The sequence below is a fragment of the Serratia sp. TSA_105.2 genome, from assembly GCF_052692115.1.
Genome location: NZ_JBQZFT010000001.1, coordinates 1,221,728 through 1,236,843, shown reverse-complemented (window position 1 = coordinate 1,236,843; position 15,116 = coordinate 1,221,728). Strand labels below are relative to the sequence as shown.

At 56.8% G+C, this 15,116-nt stretch carries 15 protein-coding genes and 1 tRNA gene; 5 read left to right on the top strand and 11 right to left on the bottom strand.

The genetic code is table 11. The features are described from left to right. Positions 1-42: 42 nt before the first annotated feature. The 6 genes from ACUTSC_RS05835 to ACUTSC_RS05810 form a co-directional block, all read right to left on the bottom strand. Complete coding sequence (locus ACUTSC_RS05835; protein WP_063989495.1) at positions 43-312, bottom strand: hypothetical protein; 270 nt, start codon at positions 310-312, stop codon at positions 43-45. A gap of 96 nt (positions 313-408) precedes the next feature. After that, complete coding sequence (locus tag ACUTSC_RS05830; RefSeq protein WP_165384368.1) at positions 409-546, bottom strand: hypothetical protein; 138 nt, start codon at positions 544-546, stop codon at positions 409-411. Positions 547-687: 141 nt separating this feature from the next. Continuing rightward, positions 688-2,190 (bottom strand): glycine betaine/L-proline transporter ProP, encoded by a 1,503-nt coding sequence (gene proP, locus ACUTSC_RS05825; RefSeq protein ID WP_060419579.1) that lies wholly within the window; start codon positions 2,188-2,190, stop codon positions 688-690. 414 nt (positions 2,191-2,604) lie between these two features. Further along, positions 2,605-3,972: an efflux transporter outer membrane subunit gene (locus tag ACUTSC_RS05820; RefSeq protein ID WP_197773451.1), complete on the bottom strand. Its 1,368-nt coding sequence runs from the start codon at positions 3,970-3,972 to the stop codon at positions 2,605-2,607. Positions 3,973-3,975: 3 nt separating this feature from the next. Then, the gene (locus ACUTSC_RS05815; RefSeq protein ID WP_197768655.1) at positions 3,976-5,913 is read right to left on the bottom strand and encodes a MacB family efflux pump subunit; all 1,938 of its coding nucleotides are present in this window, start codon (positions 5,911-5,913) and stop codon (positions 3,976-3,978) included. Then, positions 5,910-7,091 carry an efflux RND transporter periplasmic adaptor subunit gene (locus ACUTSC_RS05810; protein ID WP_443003183.1) on the bottom strand — a complete coding sequence of 394 codons (1,182 nt, stop codon included), beginning with the start codon at positions 7,089-7,091 and terminating at the stop codon, positions 5,910-5,912. Before ACUTSC_RS05810 ends, ACUTSC_RS05815 begins: the two co-directional genes overlap by 4 nt. A gap of 240 nt (positions 7,092-7,331) precedes the next feature. Between ACUTSC_RS05810 and cho the strand changes: the two genes are divergently transcribed. The 5 genes from cho (at position 7,332) to ACUTSC_RS05785 (ending at position 9,702) form a co-directional block, all read left to right on the top strand. Continuing rightward, on the top strand, positions 7,332-8,180 hold the full coding sequence (gene cho, locus ACUTSC_RS05805) for an excinuclease Cho (RefSeq protein ID WP_197768657.1): 849 nt from the start codon (positions 7,332-7,334) through the stop codon (positions 8,178-8,180). Between the two features lie 112 nt (positions 8,181-8,292). Then, positions 8,293-8,389 (top strand) — tRNA-OTHER (locus ACUTSC_RS05800). Positions 8,390-8,574: 185 nt separating this feature from the next. Beyond that, positions 8,575-8,874: a sigma-S stabilization anti-adapter protein IraP gene (locus ACUTSC_RS05795; RefSeq protein ID WP_063989499.1), complete on the top strand. Its 300-nt coding sequence runs from the start codon at positions 8,575-8,577 to the stop codon at positions 8,872-8,874. Positions 8,875-8,997: 123 nt separating this feature from the next. Then, complete coding sequence (locus tag ACUTSC_RS05790; protein WP_038875410.1) at positions 8,998-9,501, top strand: YlaC family protein; 504 nt, start codon at positions 8,998-9,000, stop codon at positions 9,499-9,501. A 69-nt stretch (positions 9,502-9,570) separates the two neighbouring features. Next, the gene (locus ACUTSC_RS05785; RefSeq protein WP_015377413.1) at positions 9,571-9,702 is read left to right on the top strand and encodes a hypothetical protein; all 132 of its coding nucleotides are present in this window, start codon (positions 9,571-9,573) and stop codon (positions 9,700-9,702) included. A gap of 61 nt (positions 9,703-9,763) precedes the next feature. On the opposite strand, the gene ACUTSC_RS05780 is transcribed toward ACUTSC_RS05785, so the two are convergent. The 5 genes from ACUTSC_RS05780 to mdoC form a co-directional block, all read right to left on the bottom strand. Continuing rightward, positions 9,764-9,892, bottom strand: a complete 129-nt coding sequence (locus ACUTSC_RS05780; protein ID WP_016928228.1) for a hypothetical protein — start codon at positions 9,890-9,892, stop codon at positions 9,764-9,766. 252 nt (positions 9,893-10,144) lie between these two features. Further along, positions 10,145-11,866, bottom strand: coding sequence for a potassium/proton antiporter (locus ACUTSC_RS05775; protein WP_123894579.1), 1,722 nt, complete (start codon positions 11,864-11,866; stop codon positions 10,145-10,147). A 284-nt stretch (positions 11,867-12,150) separates the two neighbouring features. Continuing rightward, complete coding sequence (locus ACUTSC_RS05770) at positions 12,151-12,375, bottom strand: hypothetical protein (protein ID WP_197768658.1); 225 nt, start codon at positions 12,373-12,375, stop codon at positions 12,151-12,153. Positions 12,376-12,679: 304 nt separating this feature from the next. Continuing rightward, a complete protein-coding gene (locus ACUTSC_RS05765; protein ID WP_445653170.1) occupies positions 12,680-13,696 on the bottom strand; it encodes an acyltransferase family protein in 1,017 nt (338 codons plus the stop codon). A gap of 216 nt (positions 13,697-13,912) precedes the next feature. Beyond that, entirely contained in the window at positions 13,913-15,043 is a 1,131-nt protein-coding gene (mdoC, locus tag ACUTSC_RS05760; RefSeq protein ID WP_445653169.1) for a glucans biosynthesis protein MdoC, read from the bottom strand. Positions 15,044-15,116: the final 73 nt, after the last annotated feature.

Here is a 15,116-nt window from a genome sequence, read left to right as displayed (position 1 = left end):
AAAACTGCCGTCTGGCGGTTTTTTTGTTGGCGCGTGTCGCCCTTATTTAAACCCGCCGTTGCGAATGAACTCGAGACCGGCGGCGGTGATCCGCGTTTGATGCGGGTCGATATCATAGTTGTTCTCATCGATGTCGCTCATCACATAGGCCTGTATCAGCCCTTTGGTTTTGAGATAGGCGAAGGGATCGGCGAAGGCATGCGGGCTAGTGGCGTCTTGTTTCCACAGTTCGTAGTTTTTTTCATCCAGCGTGCCGGGGTGATTGGCGGCCAGTCGGGTCAGGATCTGATTGTAGAACGCATAATCGGTCATGATGCAGTCCCCTTATCGCGAGCGATAATCGTGGAAAATGGTGGTAACGTCTTTTAATCATAGCCGATGTTTTCCACCGCCTGCGTCGGCGTGGGGTTAGCTGCGTTGGCTCTCAATCCAGTGAAACAGGCGTGAAATGCTGAAGGTGATATCGCCAATGTTGAAGAACGCGCCAAACCACAGGGCGAGCATAACAAGGATGCCGATGATGACGGGAAGGTCCATTTTGCTCATGAATATGTTCTTCATCAATAAAGCGTGTGCTGCAAAGTGTACCACCCATTCCGATGGTCATAAAATGCGCTGCGCATTATTTCGTTTGAAATCAAAATAAAAAAGCCACCCAATCGGGTGGCTTTTGCCTTTCAGCGCCGATCAGTCCAGCTTGGGATGCTGGTCGATCAGGATCTGTTTTTTCTTTTCCAACTCGGCGATCTGCGCGTTGATGTCCTCGACTTTCTGTTCGATGTTGTCGTAGGTCTCCTGCAGCAGCTCTTTCGCCTCTGAGCGGTCAGACGCCGCCGGCGTCGCGCCGCGCAGCGGCTTGTTGGCGGTCTCTTTCATGTACAGACCGGTGATAAGACCGATCACCGCCACCACCATCAGGTAGTAGGCCGGCATGTACAGGTTGCCGGTCGCTTCGACCAGCCAGGCAGCGGCGGTCGGCGTCGCACCGGCGATCAGCACCGAAATGTTGAACGAAATCGCCAGCGCGCTGTAGCGAATGTGCGTCGGGAACATCGCCGGCAGGATGGAAGCCATCACTCCGGTGAAGGAGTTGAGCAGCACCGCCAGCACCAGCAGACCGACGAAGATCAGGCCAATCACGTTGCTGTTGATCAGAATGAAGCACGGGATCGCCAGCGCCAACAGGCCGATGCTGCCGCCGATGATAAACGGCTTACGGCCGATGCGGTCGCTGGTCAGGCCGATCACCGGCTGCACGAACAGCATGCCGATCATGATGGCGATGATGATCAGAACACCGTGATCTTCCGAGTAGTGCAGGTTATGCGACAGGTAGCTCGGCATATAGGTCAACAGCATGTAATAGGTCACGTTGGTGGAAATCACGATACCGACACACACCAGCAAACTTTTCCAGTGTTTGGCCGCGATCTCTTTGAACGAGGTTTTCGGCGGATTTTCGATGGCGTTGCGGTCCTCTTTCTCCATCTTGTCCACGTGCTGCTGGAACGCCGGGGTTTCTTCCAGCGCATGGCGCAGATAGAGACCGATCAGGCCCAACGGCGCGGCGATGAAGAACGGAATGCGCCAGCCCCAGTCGAGGAAGTTGGCTTCGCCGACGATGCTGGAGATCAGCACCACCACGCCTGCGCCCATCACAAAGCCGGCGATGGAGCCGAAGTCCAGCCAGCTGCCCATAAAGCCGCGTTTGCGGTCCGGCGAGTATTCGGCGACGAAAATTGCCGCACCGGAATATTCACCGCCGACGGAGAAGCCCTGCGCCAGCTTGGCCAGCAGCAGCAGGATCGGTGCCCAGATACCGATCGACGCATAGGACGGGATCAGGCCGATACAGAAGGTGCTGACCGCCATGATGATAATGGTCACCGAGAGCACCTTTTGGCGACCGAACTTATCGCCCATGGCGCCGAAGAACAGGCCGCCGAGCGGACGCACCAGGAAGGGTACGGAGAAGGTCGCCAGCGCGGCGATCATTTGCACGCCGGGAGAGGCGCCGGGGAAGAAGACCTGGCCAAGCGCATAGGCGACAAAGCCGTATACGCCGAAGTCGAACCACTCCATCGCGTTGCCCAGGGCTGCTGCGGTGATCGCCTTCTTGAGTTTGCTGTCATCGATGATGGTGATGTCGCTAATGTGCATCGGTTTATGTCGTTTTTTTCTTAACTTCATATAATCATCCCTTAATGAATTATTCGTTGTTCGTGAAAGCGTAATCTCCGTTCACTGTTGTTTTCGAGTTATCAAATCGGCTAATCGAATCGCGGTTCAAGACGATTCATTATCCACATTTAAGATGGGATGTGGATCACAAAATATCGTCGTTTATGCCAAGGTTATGTCATTTAGGTGACTAATTATTTTGCATCTATAGCTTAACGTTATATCTTGCGCCGATCAAATCCAGCAGTTTAACTTAAGTGTTTGCACTGATTTGGTGCGAGAATGGTCTAATAATTGTGCAATTTGACGGTTTTTCGTCTGATTGGCCATGTTTGAAGTATAGAGAGTGCGGGAGATAAAACAGGAAAAATTGATGTGTTTGCCGCTAAAAAACCACCTGGCCGGATGGCCAGGCAGTTTGGATTAGGGGGCCGATGAACCGCCGAATTCCAGATAGATTTTCGCCAGGTTCTGGTACTGCGCGAAGCGGTTTTCGTCCACCGCCAGCTCCGCCTGACGGCGCTGCTCCTGAGCATTCAGCCAATCGGTAATGGTGACAGCGCCCTGCCGGTAACGCACCTCGTTCAGCCGCTCCGATTTGCGCGCCAGCGCCAGCGAGGCCTGCAGCTGCGTCTCTTGCGCCAGCAGCTGCGCACGCAGCGACAGGGCGTTATTCACATCGCCCATCGCCTTGTACAGCGCCTGCCTGAATTCCAGCACCTGCTGTTCGTAGTCGTTACGGGCGATCTTGATATCCACGCCCATTTGCCGCCATTGCAGGAACGGCAACGTCAGGCCGGCGCCGAGGCTGCCGGTCGGGTTGCGCAAAAACTCCAGCAGCGCGCTGCTGCTGGCGCCCAGCGAGCCGGTCAGACTGAATGCGGGGTAGTATTGCAGACGTTTTTCGTCGACGTTGGCCAGCGCGGCGCGCAACCGCAGTTCTTTGGCGCTGAGATCCGGGCGACGGCTCAAGACGCTGGCGGGAATGCCGGTGCTGATCTGCGGCATTGCCGCCGTCGGCAAACGTGCGGGCGCGATGGTGGCCTGGTCTGAAGGCGCGCCCAACAGCACCGCCTGTTCGTTCAACGCCTGTTGACGCTCGTGTTGCAGCGTCAGCAGCCGGCTTTCCTGCGTCAGCACGTTCTGTTCCGCGTTCACCACGTCCAGCGCCGAGATGCTGCCGGCACGATAGCGGGCGTTGGCCAGCCGCAGCGTCTCTTTGGCATAGGCGATGCTCGCCTGGTTGACGCCGATCTGCTGATTGAGGAAGCCGATGCGCCAGTAATTCGTGGCGGCGTTGGCCAGCAGCGTCAGGCGCGCCGTCTGCAGATCCTGCTCGGAAGCCTGGCTGGCCCAGTCGGCGGCGTCGCGCTGGCGCGCCAATTTGCCCCACAGATCGACTTCATAGCTCGTAGAGAGCGTTGCGCCGCTGGTTTTATTCCAGGCGGAGGACTCCGACAGCGGGCGATTGATGTTGCTGTTCAACGAGGCGTTGACGTCGGGCGCGGTGCTGATGCCGACGCGTTCAGCCTCGAGGCGCGCGTGGTAGACACGCAACACGGCGACGGCCAGATCGTTGTTGCTGGCCATCACCTGATGCAGCCAGCGGTCGAGCTCGGGATCGTGGAAATCGCGCCAGTCGAACGGCGTCGGCGTGGCGTTTTCGACGGCGTGCTGCCAGCTCGTCGGGTAGTTGACCTGTGGCGCCCGGTAGTCGCTTTTCAGGGCGTTGCCGCAGCCGGCGGTGAGCAGGGCGGCGAGGCTTAATGCCAAAGGAGAGAAAATTTTCATGGATTACTCGCTGGCCAATGAAACGACCGGGTCCATCCTTGCCGCTTTGCGTGCGGGGAGATAACCGAAGATCATGCCGATTAAGGTTGAACAGAAAAACGCCGTTGCGGCGGCTTGCCAGGAATAGATGGCGGTGAACATGCCGCCCGCCAGCGAGGTGAACAGCGACCCGGCGGCGAACGACAGCGCGATGCCCAATGCGCCGCCGATCAGACAAACCAGCACCGCCTCGATCATGAACTGTTGCATGATGTCACCGCGCCGCGCGCCGACCGCCATGCGCACGCCGATCTCGTGGGTGCGCTCGGTTACCGACACCAGCATGATGTTCATCACGCCCAGACTGCCGATCACCAGCGAGATCGAGGCCACCATCAGGATCAGCAAACTGAGCGTCATCGAGGTGCGCTCGATCGATTTACGGAACTGATCGCGGTTGAACGTCATGAAATCCTTGACGCCATGGCGCTGGGTCAGCAACTGCGTAATGGCGCTGACGGCGGCTTCGCTGGCGACGTCATCCTTCAGCCGCACGGTAATGCCGCTGAGCGTGGTTTTGCCGACCATGCGGTACATCACCGTGCTGTAAGGCATCCAGACGCTGATACGGTTGGGCGCATAGTTGCGTTCGCTTTTGGCGACGCCGACCACTCGCGCCGGCACTGAGCCGAGAAACACGATCTGGCCGAGCGGTTCGACGCCGAAATCGCCGAACAGCGCCTGGCGCGCGTTATCGTCGATGATCACCTCCTGCAGTGCGTTGCGATCGTCGCGGAAGGTGGCGCCTTGCACCAGCGTGATGCCGTTGACGCGGAAATAATCGCGCCCGACGCCGGTGATTGACGCGGTGGCGGATTTACTGCGAAAACGAATGCTGTCGGACGCGCTGACCTCCGGGCTGACGCTGTCGACGAAGCTTTGCTGCGCCAGCGCGTCGGCATCGGCCGGCACCAGGGTGCGGATGCTGTCGATTGCGTCGTCGAAGAAGTCACGCCCCGGATAGATGCTCACCACATTGGTGCCGAGTCCCTTGATATTCTCCAGCGTGCGCTGCTTGGCACCTTCGCCCAGCGCCACCACCGTAACGACGGCGGCGATGCCGAAGATAATGCCGGTCATGGTCAGCGCGGTGCGCAGGCGGTGGGCGTTCATCGCCTTCAGCGCCATGTGCAGCGACTCGCGGGTGCGGTCGAACAGGCTTTGCCAGCCGCTTTGCCGGCTGCGGTTCGGCGGCGGCAGCGCTGCGGCGGGCGCCGATTGGCGGCCGCTGTCAGCGATGATCTCGCCGTCCCGCAGCTCGATGACGCGCTGCGCATGTTGCGCCACGTTCATATCGTGGGTGACGATCACCACGGTGTGGCCGCGCTGATTCAGCTCGCTCAGGATCGCCAGCACCTCCTGGCCGGATTGGGTGTCCAGCGCGCCGGTCGGTTCGTCCGCCAGGATAATTTCGCCGCCGTTGATCAGCGAGCGCGCGATGCTGACGCGCTGCTGCTGGCCGCCGGAAAGCTGGCCGGGCTTGTGGTCTTCGCGTCCTTCCAGACCCAACCGCGCGAGCAGTTGCGCCGCTCGCTGCCGCCGCTGATCGCGCCGGGCGTTGGCGTAGATGGCCGGAATTTCAACGTTGCCCAGCGCGCTGAGGTCGGGCATCAGGTGATAACGCTGGAAGATAAAACCGATGTGCTCGCGGCGCAGGCGGGCCAGTTCGTCCGGCGACAGGTGGGCGGCGTTCTGGCCGCTGATGTAGTAGTCGCCGCGATCCGGTACGTCGAGACAGCCCATGATGTTCATCAGCGTTGATTTGCCGGAGCCGGAGGCGCCGATGATCGCCACCAGCTCACCGGCGGCGATGGTCAAATCGATGTCTTTCAACACCGTCAGCGCCTGACCGCCGTTGGTGTAGGTCCGGCTGATGCCTTTTAGCTCGATGATCGCGTTCACAGGAAAATGCCATCCTCAGCCGACTTGGCGGCGGGCTGCGACAGCACCACGGTTTCACCGGCTTTCAGGCCGCTGAGGATCTGAATGTCGACGTTGTTGGTGATACCGGTGGTCACTTCGCGCGTTTCCAGCCGCTGATCTTGGGTCAGCACCTGCACCTGTTGCCCTTTTCCTTCGGCTTTATGCACCGCCTGGATCGGCACCAGCAGGGCATTCTTCGCTTCGCCGAGCAGCAAGGAAACCTGCGCGGTCATGGCGATGCGCAGGCGGTTTTCCGGATTGGGCACGTCCAGCAGCGCGTTGTAATAGACCGACGCGTTCGAGGTGCCGGAGCCGGACGCGGAGCTGGTGCCGGCGAGCGAGTCGTCCTTCATCACCGATTCCGGCGCCAGTTCGATGGTGCGCAGCGTGGCGTCGTAGCGTTTATCCGGATCGGAGAAAATGGTGAAGTAAGCCTTTTGCCCCGGCGAAATGCGGGTGATGTCGGCTTCGGAGATCTGCGCCTTGATGGTCATCATATCCAGCCGGGCCAGCTTGACGATGGTCGGCGCACTTTGGGTGGAGTTGACCGTTTGCCCTTGCTGCGTGACCACGGCGATGACGATACCGTCCATCGGCGCGACCACGCGGGTATACCCCAGATCGATCTTTTTCTTGTCGACTTCAATCTGCGCCTGCACCAGGCGTGCATTGAGCGAAAGCAGTTCGGCGCGGGTGGTGGCGAGCGTGGCCTCGGCGGTTTCGAAGTCTTCACGCGAGCTGGCTTCGTCGTTCAGCATGCGCCGCTGGCGTTTGAAACGCGACTCGGCCTGCTTAAGCTGTGCCTGTTTGGCCTGCAGTTCGGCTTTGATGACGTTCAGCGCCGCCTCGGCGTTACGCAGATCGTTGCGCTGTTGCAGATCGTCGATGTCGGCGATCGGCTGCCCTTTGGTGACGCGATCGCCCAGTTTGACCTTCAGCGATTTGACTTCACCGGAGACCCGCGCGCCGACGTTAACGCGTTCGACGGCATCCAGCCGCCCGGTGGCCAGCACGGCGTTCTCGATATCGCCCAGGCGGGCCGGCGCGGTAACGTAATCCTGCTGTGGCGGGCGTTGCCAATAGAGGGCCAGCGCGATGGCGACGGCGATGAAAACGATGACGGCGATCAACGCCAGACGACGGGGTGTGAGTTTCAGTAATGGCATGCCCAGGTTTTCCATAACGATAAAAGCGGCGGTTCCAGTCTGCCATCATGGCAGCGCCAGCCTGAACTGGCGCTAAACGTGAGGCGCTTTCCCGCTGGAAAGGGGATAGTAAAGGCTTTCCCGCTAAAGATCACGGCGAGTTATTATCCTTCGAGTGTGCAACCGGCAGCGCGGCACGCTATACTGGCTAAAAAACCAGTATTCATTCATCCGCAGGATAACGCCGCCGCCATGATGCCAAACCGCCTCGAGCCGGAACTCGACATTTACCAATACCCGGAGCACCTGCGCGCTTGCCTGGCGCCGTTGCCCAAAGGGCCGGGCGTCTATGTGTTTCACGGCGAGAGCGACAGCCTGCCGCTTTACATCGGTAAAAGCGTCAACGTACGCAGCCGGGTAATGGCGCATTTTCGTGCACAGGATGAGGCAAAAATGCTGCGGCAAACCCGGCGCATCAGCTTTATCGAGACCGCCGGCGAGTTGGGGGCACTGCTGCTTGAGGCGCAATTGATCAAGCAACAGCAGCCGCTGTTCAACAAACGCCTGCGGCGCTCGAAACAGCTGTGCGCACTGCGTCTGCAGGCGGACAGGGTGACGATTGCCCACGCCAAAGAGATCGATTTCGCCGTCACGCCTCATCTTTACGGGCTGTTTGCCAATCGCCATGCCGCGTTGGAAAAACTGCGCGCCATCGCCGACGAGCATCGTTTATGTTACGGCAAGCTGGGGATCGACAAGCTGCCCGCCGGGCGAGCCTGCTTCCGCTACAGCCTGCGCAAGTGCGCCGGTGCCTGCTGCGGCGTGGAGCCGGCGCAGGAACATGCGCGGCGGCTCGGCGCGGCGCTTGAACAGTTACGCATCGCCTGTTGGCCGTTCGCCGGGCGAGTGGCGTTGGAAGAGCAGGGCGAGGCGCTGCGCCAGTACCATGTGATTCACAATTGGTTTTATCTGGGCTCTGTCAGCACCCTGGCGCAGGCGCAGCGGCTGCAGAACGCCGCCAGCCATTTTGACAGCGATGGCTACAAGATTTTGTGCAAGCCGCTCATCGCCGGCGATTACCGGATTATTGAGCTGCCGTAATGCCATAACGCTATCGATAACCTAAGACTTATCTGTAAATTCAGGGCATTATGCTAAAAAAGCTTGAGTCCATAATGTTGTTATGGATAATGACGCCCCGAAGCGAAGGAACGCGCTATTAACTCAGTTGGCAGAGTGATTGGTTTTATAATGGCTTGTTTTGGCTTGAAAATTGATAGACGCGGGTTCGAGTCCTGCATAGCGCGCCAGTTTTCTTCCCTTCATCTCACCGCGCTTACCGTAAAGCGCACCCGGGTTGATTTGCACTATCGGCTCCTCGTTGGGATTTTCGGGTGTGCTTTACCGTAACCGCTGGCTTTCCTTCCTCTTTCTCTTTCGATCCTTTGCTAAACTGTAATCAGGCAGGCTTGCTGCCCGGCAACAGGAGGTCGATATGTCTCACTCCGAGCAACTGCAGGAACTCTTGCAACGCGTCGCCGCCCTCGAGGCGAGAGAGAAAGCGCTGAGCGCCGCGTCCAACGCGTATCAGGCGATTATCACCACCATGTTGGGCAATATGGAGAAGACCGAACGAGATCGGATCATCGCGATGATCGATCAGGCCCACGAAATCGCTTACGCCCGCGCCATTCATCGCAGCAACGAACCGCAAAAACAGAAAATCAAACAGGCCGACGATGTGGCCCAGCGCATGTTCATGTTTGCGCAAGGCAAGGCCGCCCAGCCACGTTGAAGCCGAACTATAACAGTTGCCGCCATTAAGTTGGCTAACTGATCTACCCGGCGAAACTGTACTTGTGTTACTTTTAGCGGTGAGATTTGATGGCAATGCTGTTTCCAGCATAAGGTTGTAACGATGGACGCGATTAAAAGCATCTTGGTTAAAGAGATTGAACAGATCAATCGGCGCGAAGGGCGTGACGGCAAGCCGCGCTTCAACAGCGAATTCGCCCGCACTCACCGCTATCTGTGCCTTGCCATGTTCGCCGGTTATTTTGCGGTGATCGCCGTGATGTACCAGGTGCCGTACATGGGGATATATGCCTTCCTGGGTTTCACCGCTTTTGTGCTGTTCATGTTCGCCATGCTGCTGATAGAGATCCGGCCGGTATACCGCTTCGAGGACATCGGGGTGCTGGATCTGCGGGTTTGCTACAACGGCGAGTGGTACTTTACCCGCGCGCTGTCGCCTTATGCGGTGCAGCAACTGCTGGATGAGCCGTCTATCGGCGCCGCGCTGAAACAGAAGATGCGCGTGATCATCGGCAACAAGGGCGAAATCGACTTCTACGACGTGTACGACATGGCCTACGGAAAAAAGCCGCAGGATGAGCCACCTCAGTTGGCGGCGGCAAACTGAAAGGTTTCCGGCCGGCGGCTTGTCGATTATACTCAGCGTTTGAACACGAAGCAGAATGAGGACCAAGCGATGAGTGATGATATTTTCGATTTTGATATCGATGCCGAACTGGCGAAAGCCGAAGAAAAAGCGGCGCAGAAGGTAAAAGAGGTCCCTGAGTTCCTCGAGGACGAAGCGGACTGCGAAGGTTGCAAGATCTGATCGCCTGACCCATAAAAAAAACCGCCGCGGCGGTTTTTTTATGTCTGAGCGTCGCGCGGTATCAATCCAGCACGAATCCCCAGATCAGGAACGCCGCCACTAGAATCAGGCAAAGCGCGGACACCGTCACCAGTATTTTCCCCAGAATGTCTTTTTCTTGTTCCTGCTGCGTCACGTTAAAATTATCCAATTAAAAGTCTATGGACCAAACCGGCGATGCCGAGATCGGCTGCCGCTACGCCCAAGGCCATGAGCATCATCACCGAAAGAAATCGAGTCTTGCCGTTCACATCCCTAATCCCTGACGGCGCCACTGTTAAATTGTTTTTATATCAAATGGATATAATTCAGCGGCGCCGTACTTCATGCATCATGATAGTGATTAAGAACGTTCTTAAGGCCAGAAGTTCCCTCGTCTGATAACGCAGCCGGTGCGGCAGCGTCAGTCGGTTACGATCCGCACGCCTATCTTGCTGACTTGGTTGCCGTCCATTTCGGCGATGGTCCAGGTCAGGCCGTCCCATTCCACCTGGTCGCCGATCACCGGTTCGCCGCCGATCAGCTGAATGACGAACTGGCCAAGCGTCTGCTGCTCGTCCACGTCGTCTTGCAGATTGAGGCCATAAACCTGCGAAATGTCGCTTAAACGGGCGTCGGATTGCAGGATAAAGTCACCGAAGAAGCGTTCGTCGAGCGTCACGGCCGGCGCCTGGCTGAACAGCTTGCCGAGGATCGGCAGATCGTGCTCATGGCCGATGACGCACAGAATATCGTTCTCCCGCAGCCGGGTACTGCCGCTAGGGTGCAGCAGCTCTTTGCCGCGGAACAGGGCGGCGATGCGGGTATTGGGCGGCATTTTCAGCTCACGCAGCGCCGCGCCGACGCACCAGTTTTCCGCCGAAAGCTGATACACGAACTGTTCCCACTGGTTCTCCGGGTGTACATCCAACCCAACGCGGGAGATCGGCGTCAGCGCCGGCGGTACGATCACCTTGGCTTTTTTGGCGGCAAACGACAGCGTGGTGCCTTGCAGCAGCAGGGAGACCAGCACCACGAAGAACGCCACGTTGAAGAACAATTGGGCGTTGGGCAGCCCGGCCATCATCGGGAACACCGCCAGGATCACCGGCACCGCGCCGCGCAGGCCGACCCAGGAAATAAAGCCGCGTTCGCGCAGGGTAAAGCTGCGGAACGGCAGCAGGCCGATAAACACCGACAGCGGGCGGGCGAACAGGATCATCCACAGCGACAGCAGCAGGGCAGGGATGGCGATCGGCAGCAGCTCGTGCGGGTTGAGCAGCAGGCCGAGTACCAGGAACATGCCGATCTGGCTGAGCCAGGCCAGGCCGTCGAAGGTTTGTACGATGCCGTGACGGTTGCGGATCGGCCGGTTGCCCAGCAGCAGGCCGCACAGGTACACCGCCAGAATGCCGCTGCCGTCCAGCGCGGTGGTCAGCGCGAAAATAAGAATACCGCCGCTCACCGCCAGCAGCGGATAGAGGCCGTCCGCCAGTTTGATGTGGTTGATCAGCGTCAGCAGCAGCCAGCCGCCGCCCAGACCGAAGACGATGCCCATGCCGAACTGCTGCATCAGATGCAGCGGGAAGGTCCAGCTCAGTGCGGTTTCTCCGGCGGCGATCATCGCAATCAGCGTGATGGTGAGAAACACCGCCATCGGATCGTTGCTGCCGGATTCGATCTCCAGCGTGGCGCTGACGCGTTCGTTCAACCCTTTTCCGCCCAGCAGCGAGAAGACCGCGGCGGCGTCGGTGGAACCGATGATGGCGCCGATCAGCAGCCCCTGTAGCAGATCGAGGTTGAACAGCCAGGCAGCGGCCATGCCGGTCAGGCCGGCGGTGATCACCACGCCGATGGTGGCAAGAGACAGCGCCGGCCACAGGGCGACGCGGAAAGAGCTGACCCGTGTACGCATGCCGCCGTCGAGCAGGATCACCGCCAACGCGAGGTTACTGACCAGATAAGCGACAGGATAATTGCTGAAGACGATGCCGCCGGGGCCATCGACGCCGGCCAACATGCCGATCGCCAGGAAGATCACCAGGATCGGAATGCCGAGCCGGGAAGAAAATGAGCTGAGCAGAATGCTTGCCCCCACCAGCACGGCACCGATGACGAACAAACTGTTAATGGTGCTGGCATCCAAAATATTGCTCTCCTGAGGCTGGGAATCGGTGGGGCACTGCGCGTGTGTCGATGATAGCGTGTTTAGTGGGTAAAACGCCAAGGCTGATTGCGAAAACAACCGATCAATTATTGCCCTTTGATGCGATTAACCGAAGAAAGTGAGGAGAAGAGAGAGAATCCTGCCTTTTATCCAACATTATCAGGCTACTGTATTTCTGCTTTGGCAACAATGGCCGATCGTGGCTGAGGGAAAAACCATTAAGCCCGCGCAGGCAGGCTTAATGGTTTGCAGACGCGGTAGGGTTAGTGGTCGAGCGATTCCAGTGCCCGTTTGATCAGCTCGCTGGCCAACTTGCTTTCCGTTTCGGAAATGCCGTCGAGATTGATGTTGGAGAGCTCAGCGACCAAAACACTGCGTTCTTTGCCGCTGATTGAGGCGTCCAGTGCGGACAGCAACCTGCCGAGGATCTTCAGCAGGGTGGCGTTTTCCGCTATGGCTTCCTGAGCCGGGGTGTGCTTATCGGTCATTCAAAATCCTCTCTGTCGTGACGGAAGGGAGATGCAGCTAACGCCATCGAATAAATTCAACGATCGCGCAGCCCTTCGGGGGTGTTGAGCCCAATCACTACCGTAAGGCAGGGATCCGGATTTCTACTTATGCATTGCAGTTATAACGGCTAGGTTATCTATGCAGCCGTATCACTTTGCCCTAACGGGCGACGCCAGGCTGAGCAATGTGTGCTCTGCATGGCAAGAGAGAGATGGCGCAACCGATAGGTAGCGCCATCAAGTATAGCGTCGGGGAGAAAATGTGAAGGCGGTGGAACCGCCTTCAGGAGATTTTTTCTTTTCGCAGACGGTTATTGAAGCGGGGACGCTCCAACAGGAAATTGAGATGGAGGCGTTGTATCAGCATATAGGCGATAACAGGGGCGATTAGCCCGAATAGCGTGCCGGCGATCGCTTGTGTTGGCCAATGGCTGATATGCATAAACTTGGTCAGTACAATGCGTAAACCGCTGGCCGCGAGGATATGCATCAAATAGATGACCATGCTCAATTCACCGAGCCGGCGTAGCCACAAGAGTTCCGTTTTGGCCAGTAAGACCGACAGGCAGACGATAAAGAAGATGGCTTCTACCGCCAGTAACAGGGAGAAACTTCCGGCATCGGTATACAGCAAGCCGGCATAGCCGTGGAATCCCCACTGCAGCGCGATAAACGCGGCCAGAGAGGCCAAAAGGGAACCGAACCCCAGATTGGCGATGAAGGAAGCGTAGCGAATGGCCAAAGCACCGAGCAAGAAGAAGATGAAGAACCGGGTGATGTAATCAAAATGGAAGGCTTTGGTGAGGCTGTCTTGGTAGAGATACAGCCCCGCGCTGATAACGATCAATACCGGCAGGAGATAACGGTATGTTTCTTTTTTATACAGCAAAGTGGCCAAAAGAAAGACCATGAACAAAGCATACAGAAACCAAAACTGCGCGCGCGGATGCGTAAACAGCGACAGGACATCACCCAGGTTGGAAGGGTTATTGGTATAGCGCGACAACAGCACTTCCACCATGCCTTGCAGTAGTGACCAGATGACATAGGGGTAAACGATGGTGTCTATCTTACTGATCACAAAGCGTGTTTTTCCCTTTTTGTCCAAAGATTGCGTAAAGAACAAACCTGAGAGGAAGAAAAACAGCGGCATATGAAAACTGTAGATAATACTGTCTGTCAGTTGGTAGTACGACCCCGAGAGCTGAATGCCAGCGCTGTATAGACCCCGGTTGACGTGGCCAAAAACCACGAGAATAATGCCGATCCCCTTCGCATAATCGACCCATGCTTCTCTCATATGAGTACCTTGCCCAGAAAGTGACGCAACTAATTTATAAGTATGAATAATGAGCGTAACAGGCAGTTGTCGTTTTGCAATGCGTCGGGGGGATTAGGATTAATATTAGGAAAATGCTCAGGGCTCTGCCGCTGTTGGAAAAGTGATAAAGCACTGTATCATTGATGTGGTTGATTTTTGGGCGATAAATCATCACCCAAAAATTGAGTCGGGAACTTAGCGCGGCTTGCCGGAGAACAGGAAGCGCAGCACCGGAATACGCTTGTGCAGTTCATATAGCGCGAAGGCCAGCGAGAACACAAACAGCAGGCCCAGCAAGAATCCCAACAGGTTGTTGCCGATATAAGGCGTCACGAAAGCGCCATATATCAGGGTCAACGGATGGTGCACCAGATATATAAACAGCGAGGCGTTGACCAGATAGGTGATGCGCGGCGAGTGATAATTCAGCAAGTTATGCCCGAAAGAGAACACGACGTTGGTCATCAGGATCCCCATTAGGGTTTTGATCACCACTTCTACCTCGAACATATAGCTGCTGTGCGCCAACAGCTTTTGATTCAGCATATATGCGATAAACAGCAGCAGCGAACCGAGCAGCGCCAGCGGTGAGCGGCGCAGAAAAATCTCCTTAAGCCACACGTACTTAAACGCATAGGCGCCGAGGATGAAGAACGGCAGGTAGAACATCGTCTCCATCACCACGAAATTGAACAGGCCGTTGGATAATAGCTGCGGGGCGAAAATTAAAATAATGCGGTGCGCGGCCGAATAGCATACCGCATAAATAAAGAAACACAGTGAGATGTTTCCTAATCCGTGCATTCGGTTTATTAACGCCGGAATAGGCTCACGGGGTTGACGCTTGATTTTGCGGAACAGATAAAAACAGGCGCAGGTTAACAATGACAGTGTCAATAAGAACCAGAGATGAGAAACCAATTCCCAAACTGTTACATTTATTTTCTGATAGAGAGAAAATTCATCCCAGCCGTTTAATTTATCGGTGAAGTATTTCAGCATGAAAAACTGCGGCACCGTGATTAGCGGGATGGAGCTCAGCAGCGGGATCGCCACCCGCTCCAGCCTGACCTTCAGCCACTGGTGGCGCTCGTAGCGCTCGTAAAGCATGTAGGAGAAGTAGCCGGATATCACGAAGAACACCTGCATGCGGAAAGCGTGGATGAAGTCGTTCAGCACCGTGAGCGAGAAAGAGGGCGACGCGCTGTTCACCGCCCAGGCATGGCTGGAATAAATCAGGGTGAGGTGAAACGGAATCCCGAGCAACATCAAATAGGCTCGGATCGAATCGAGAAAAAACTCGCGCTGTTTGCTGCCTTTAGTCATAGATTACCGCTGGTGATTTAATCGAGAGTTCATTAACACGCTTAATAAGTCGTCAAACGTTAAATTGTTATCC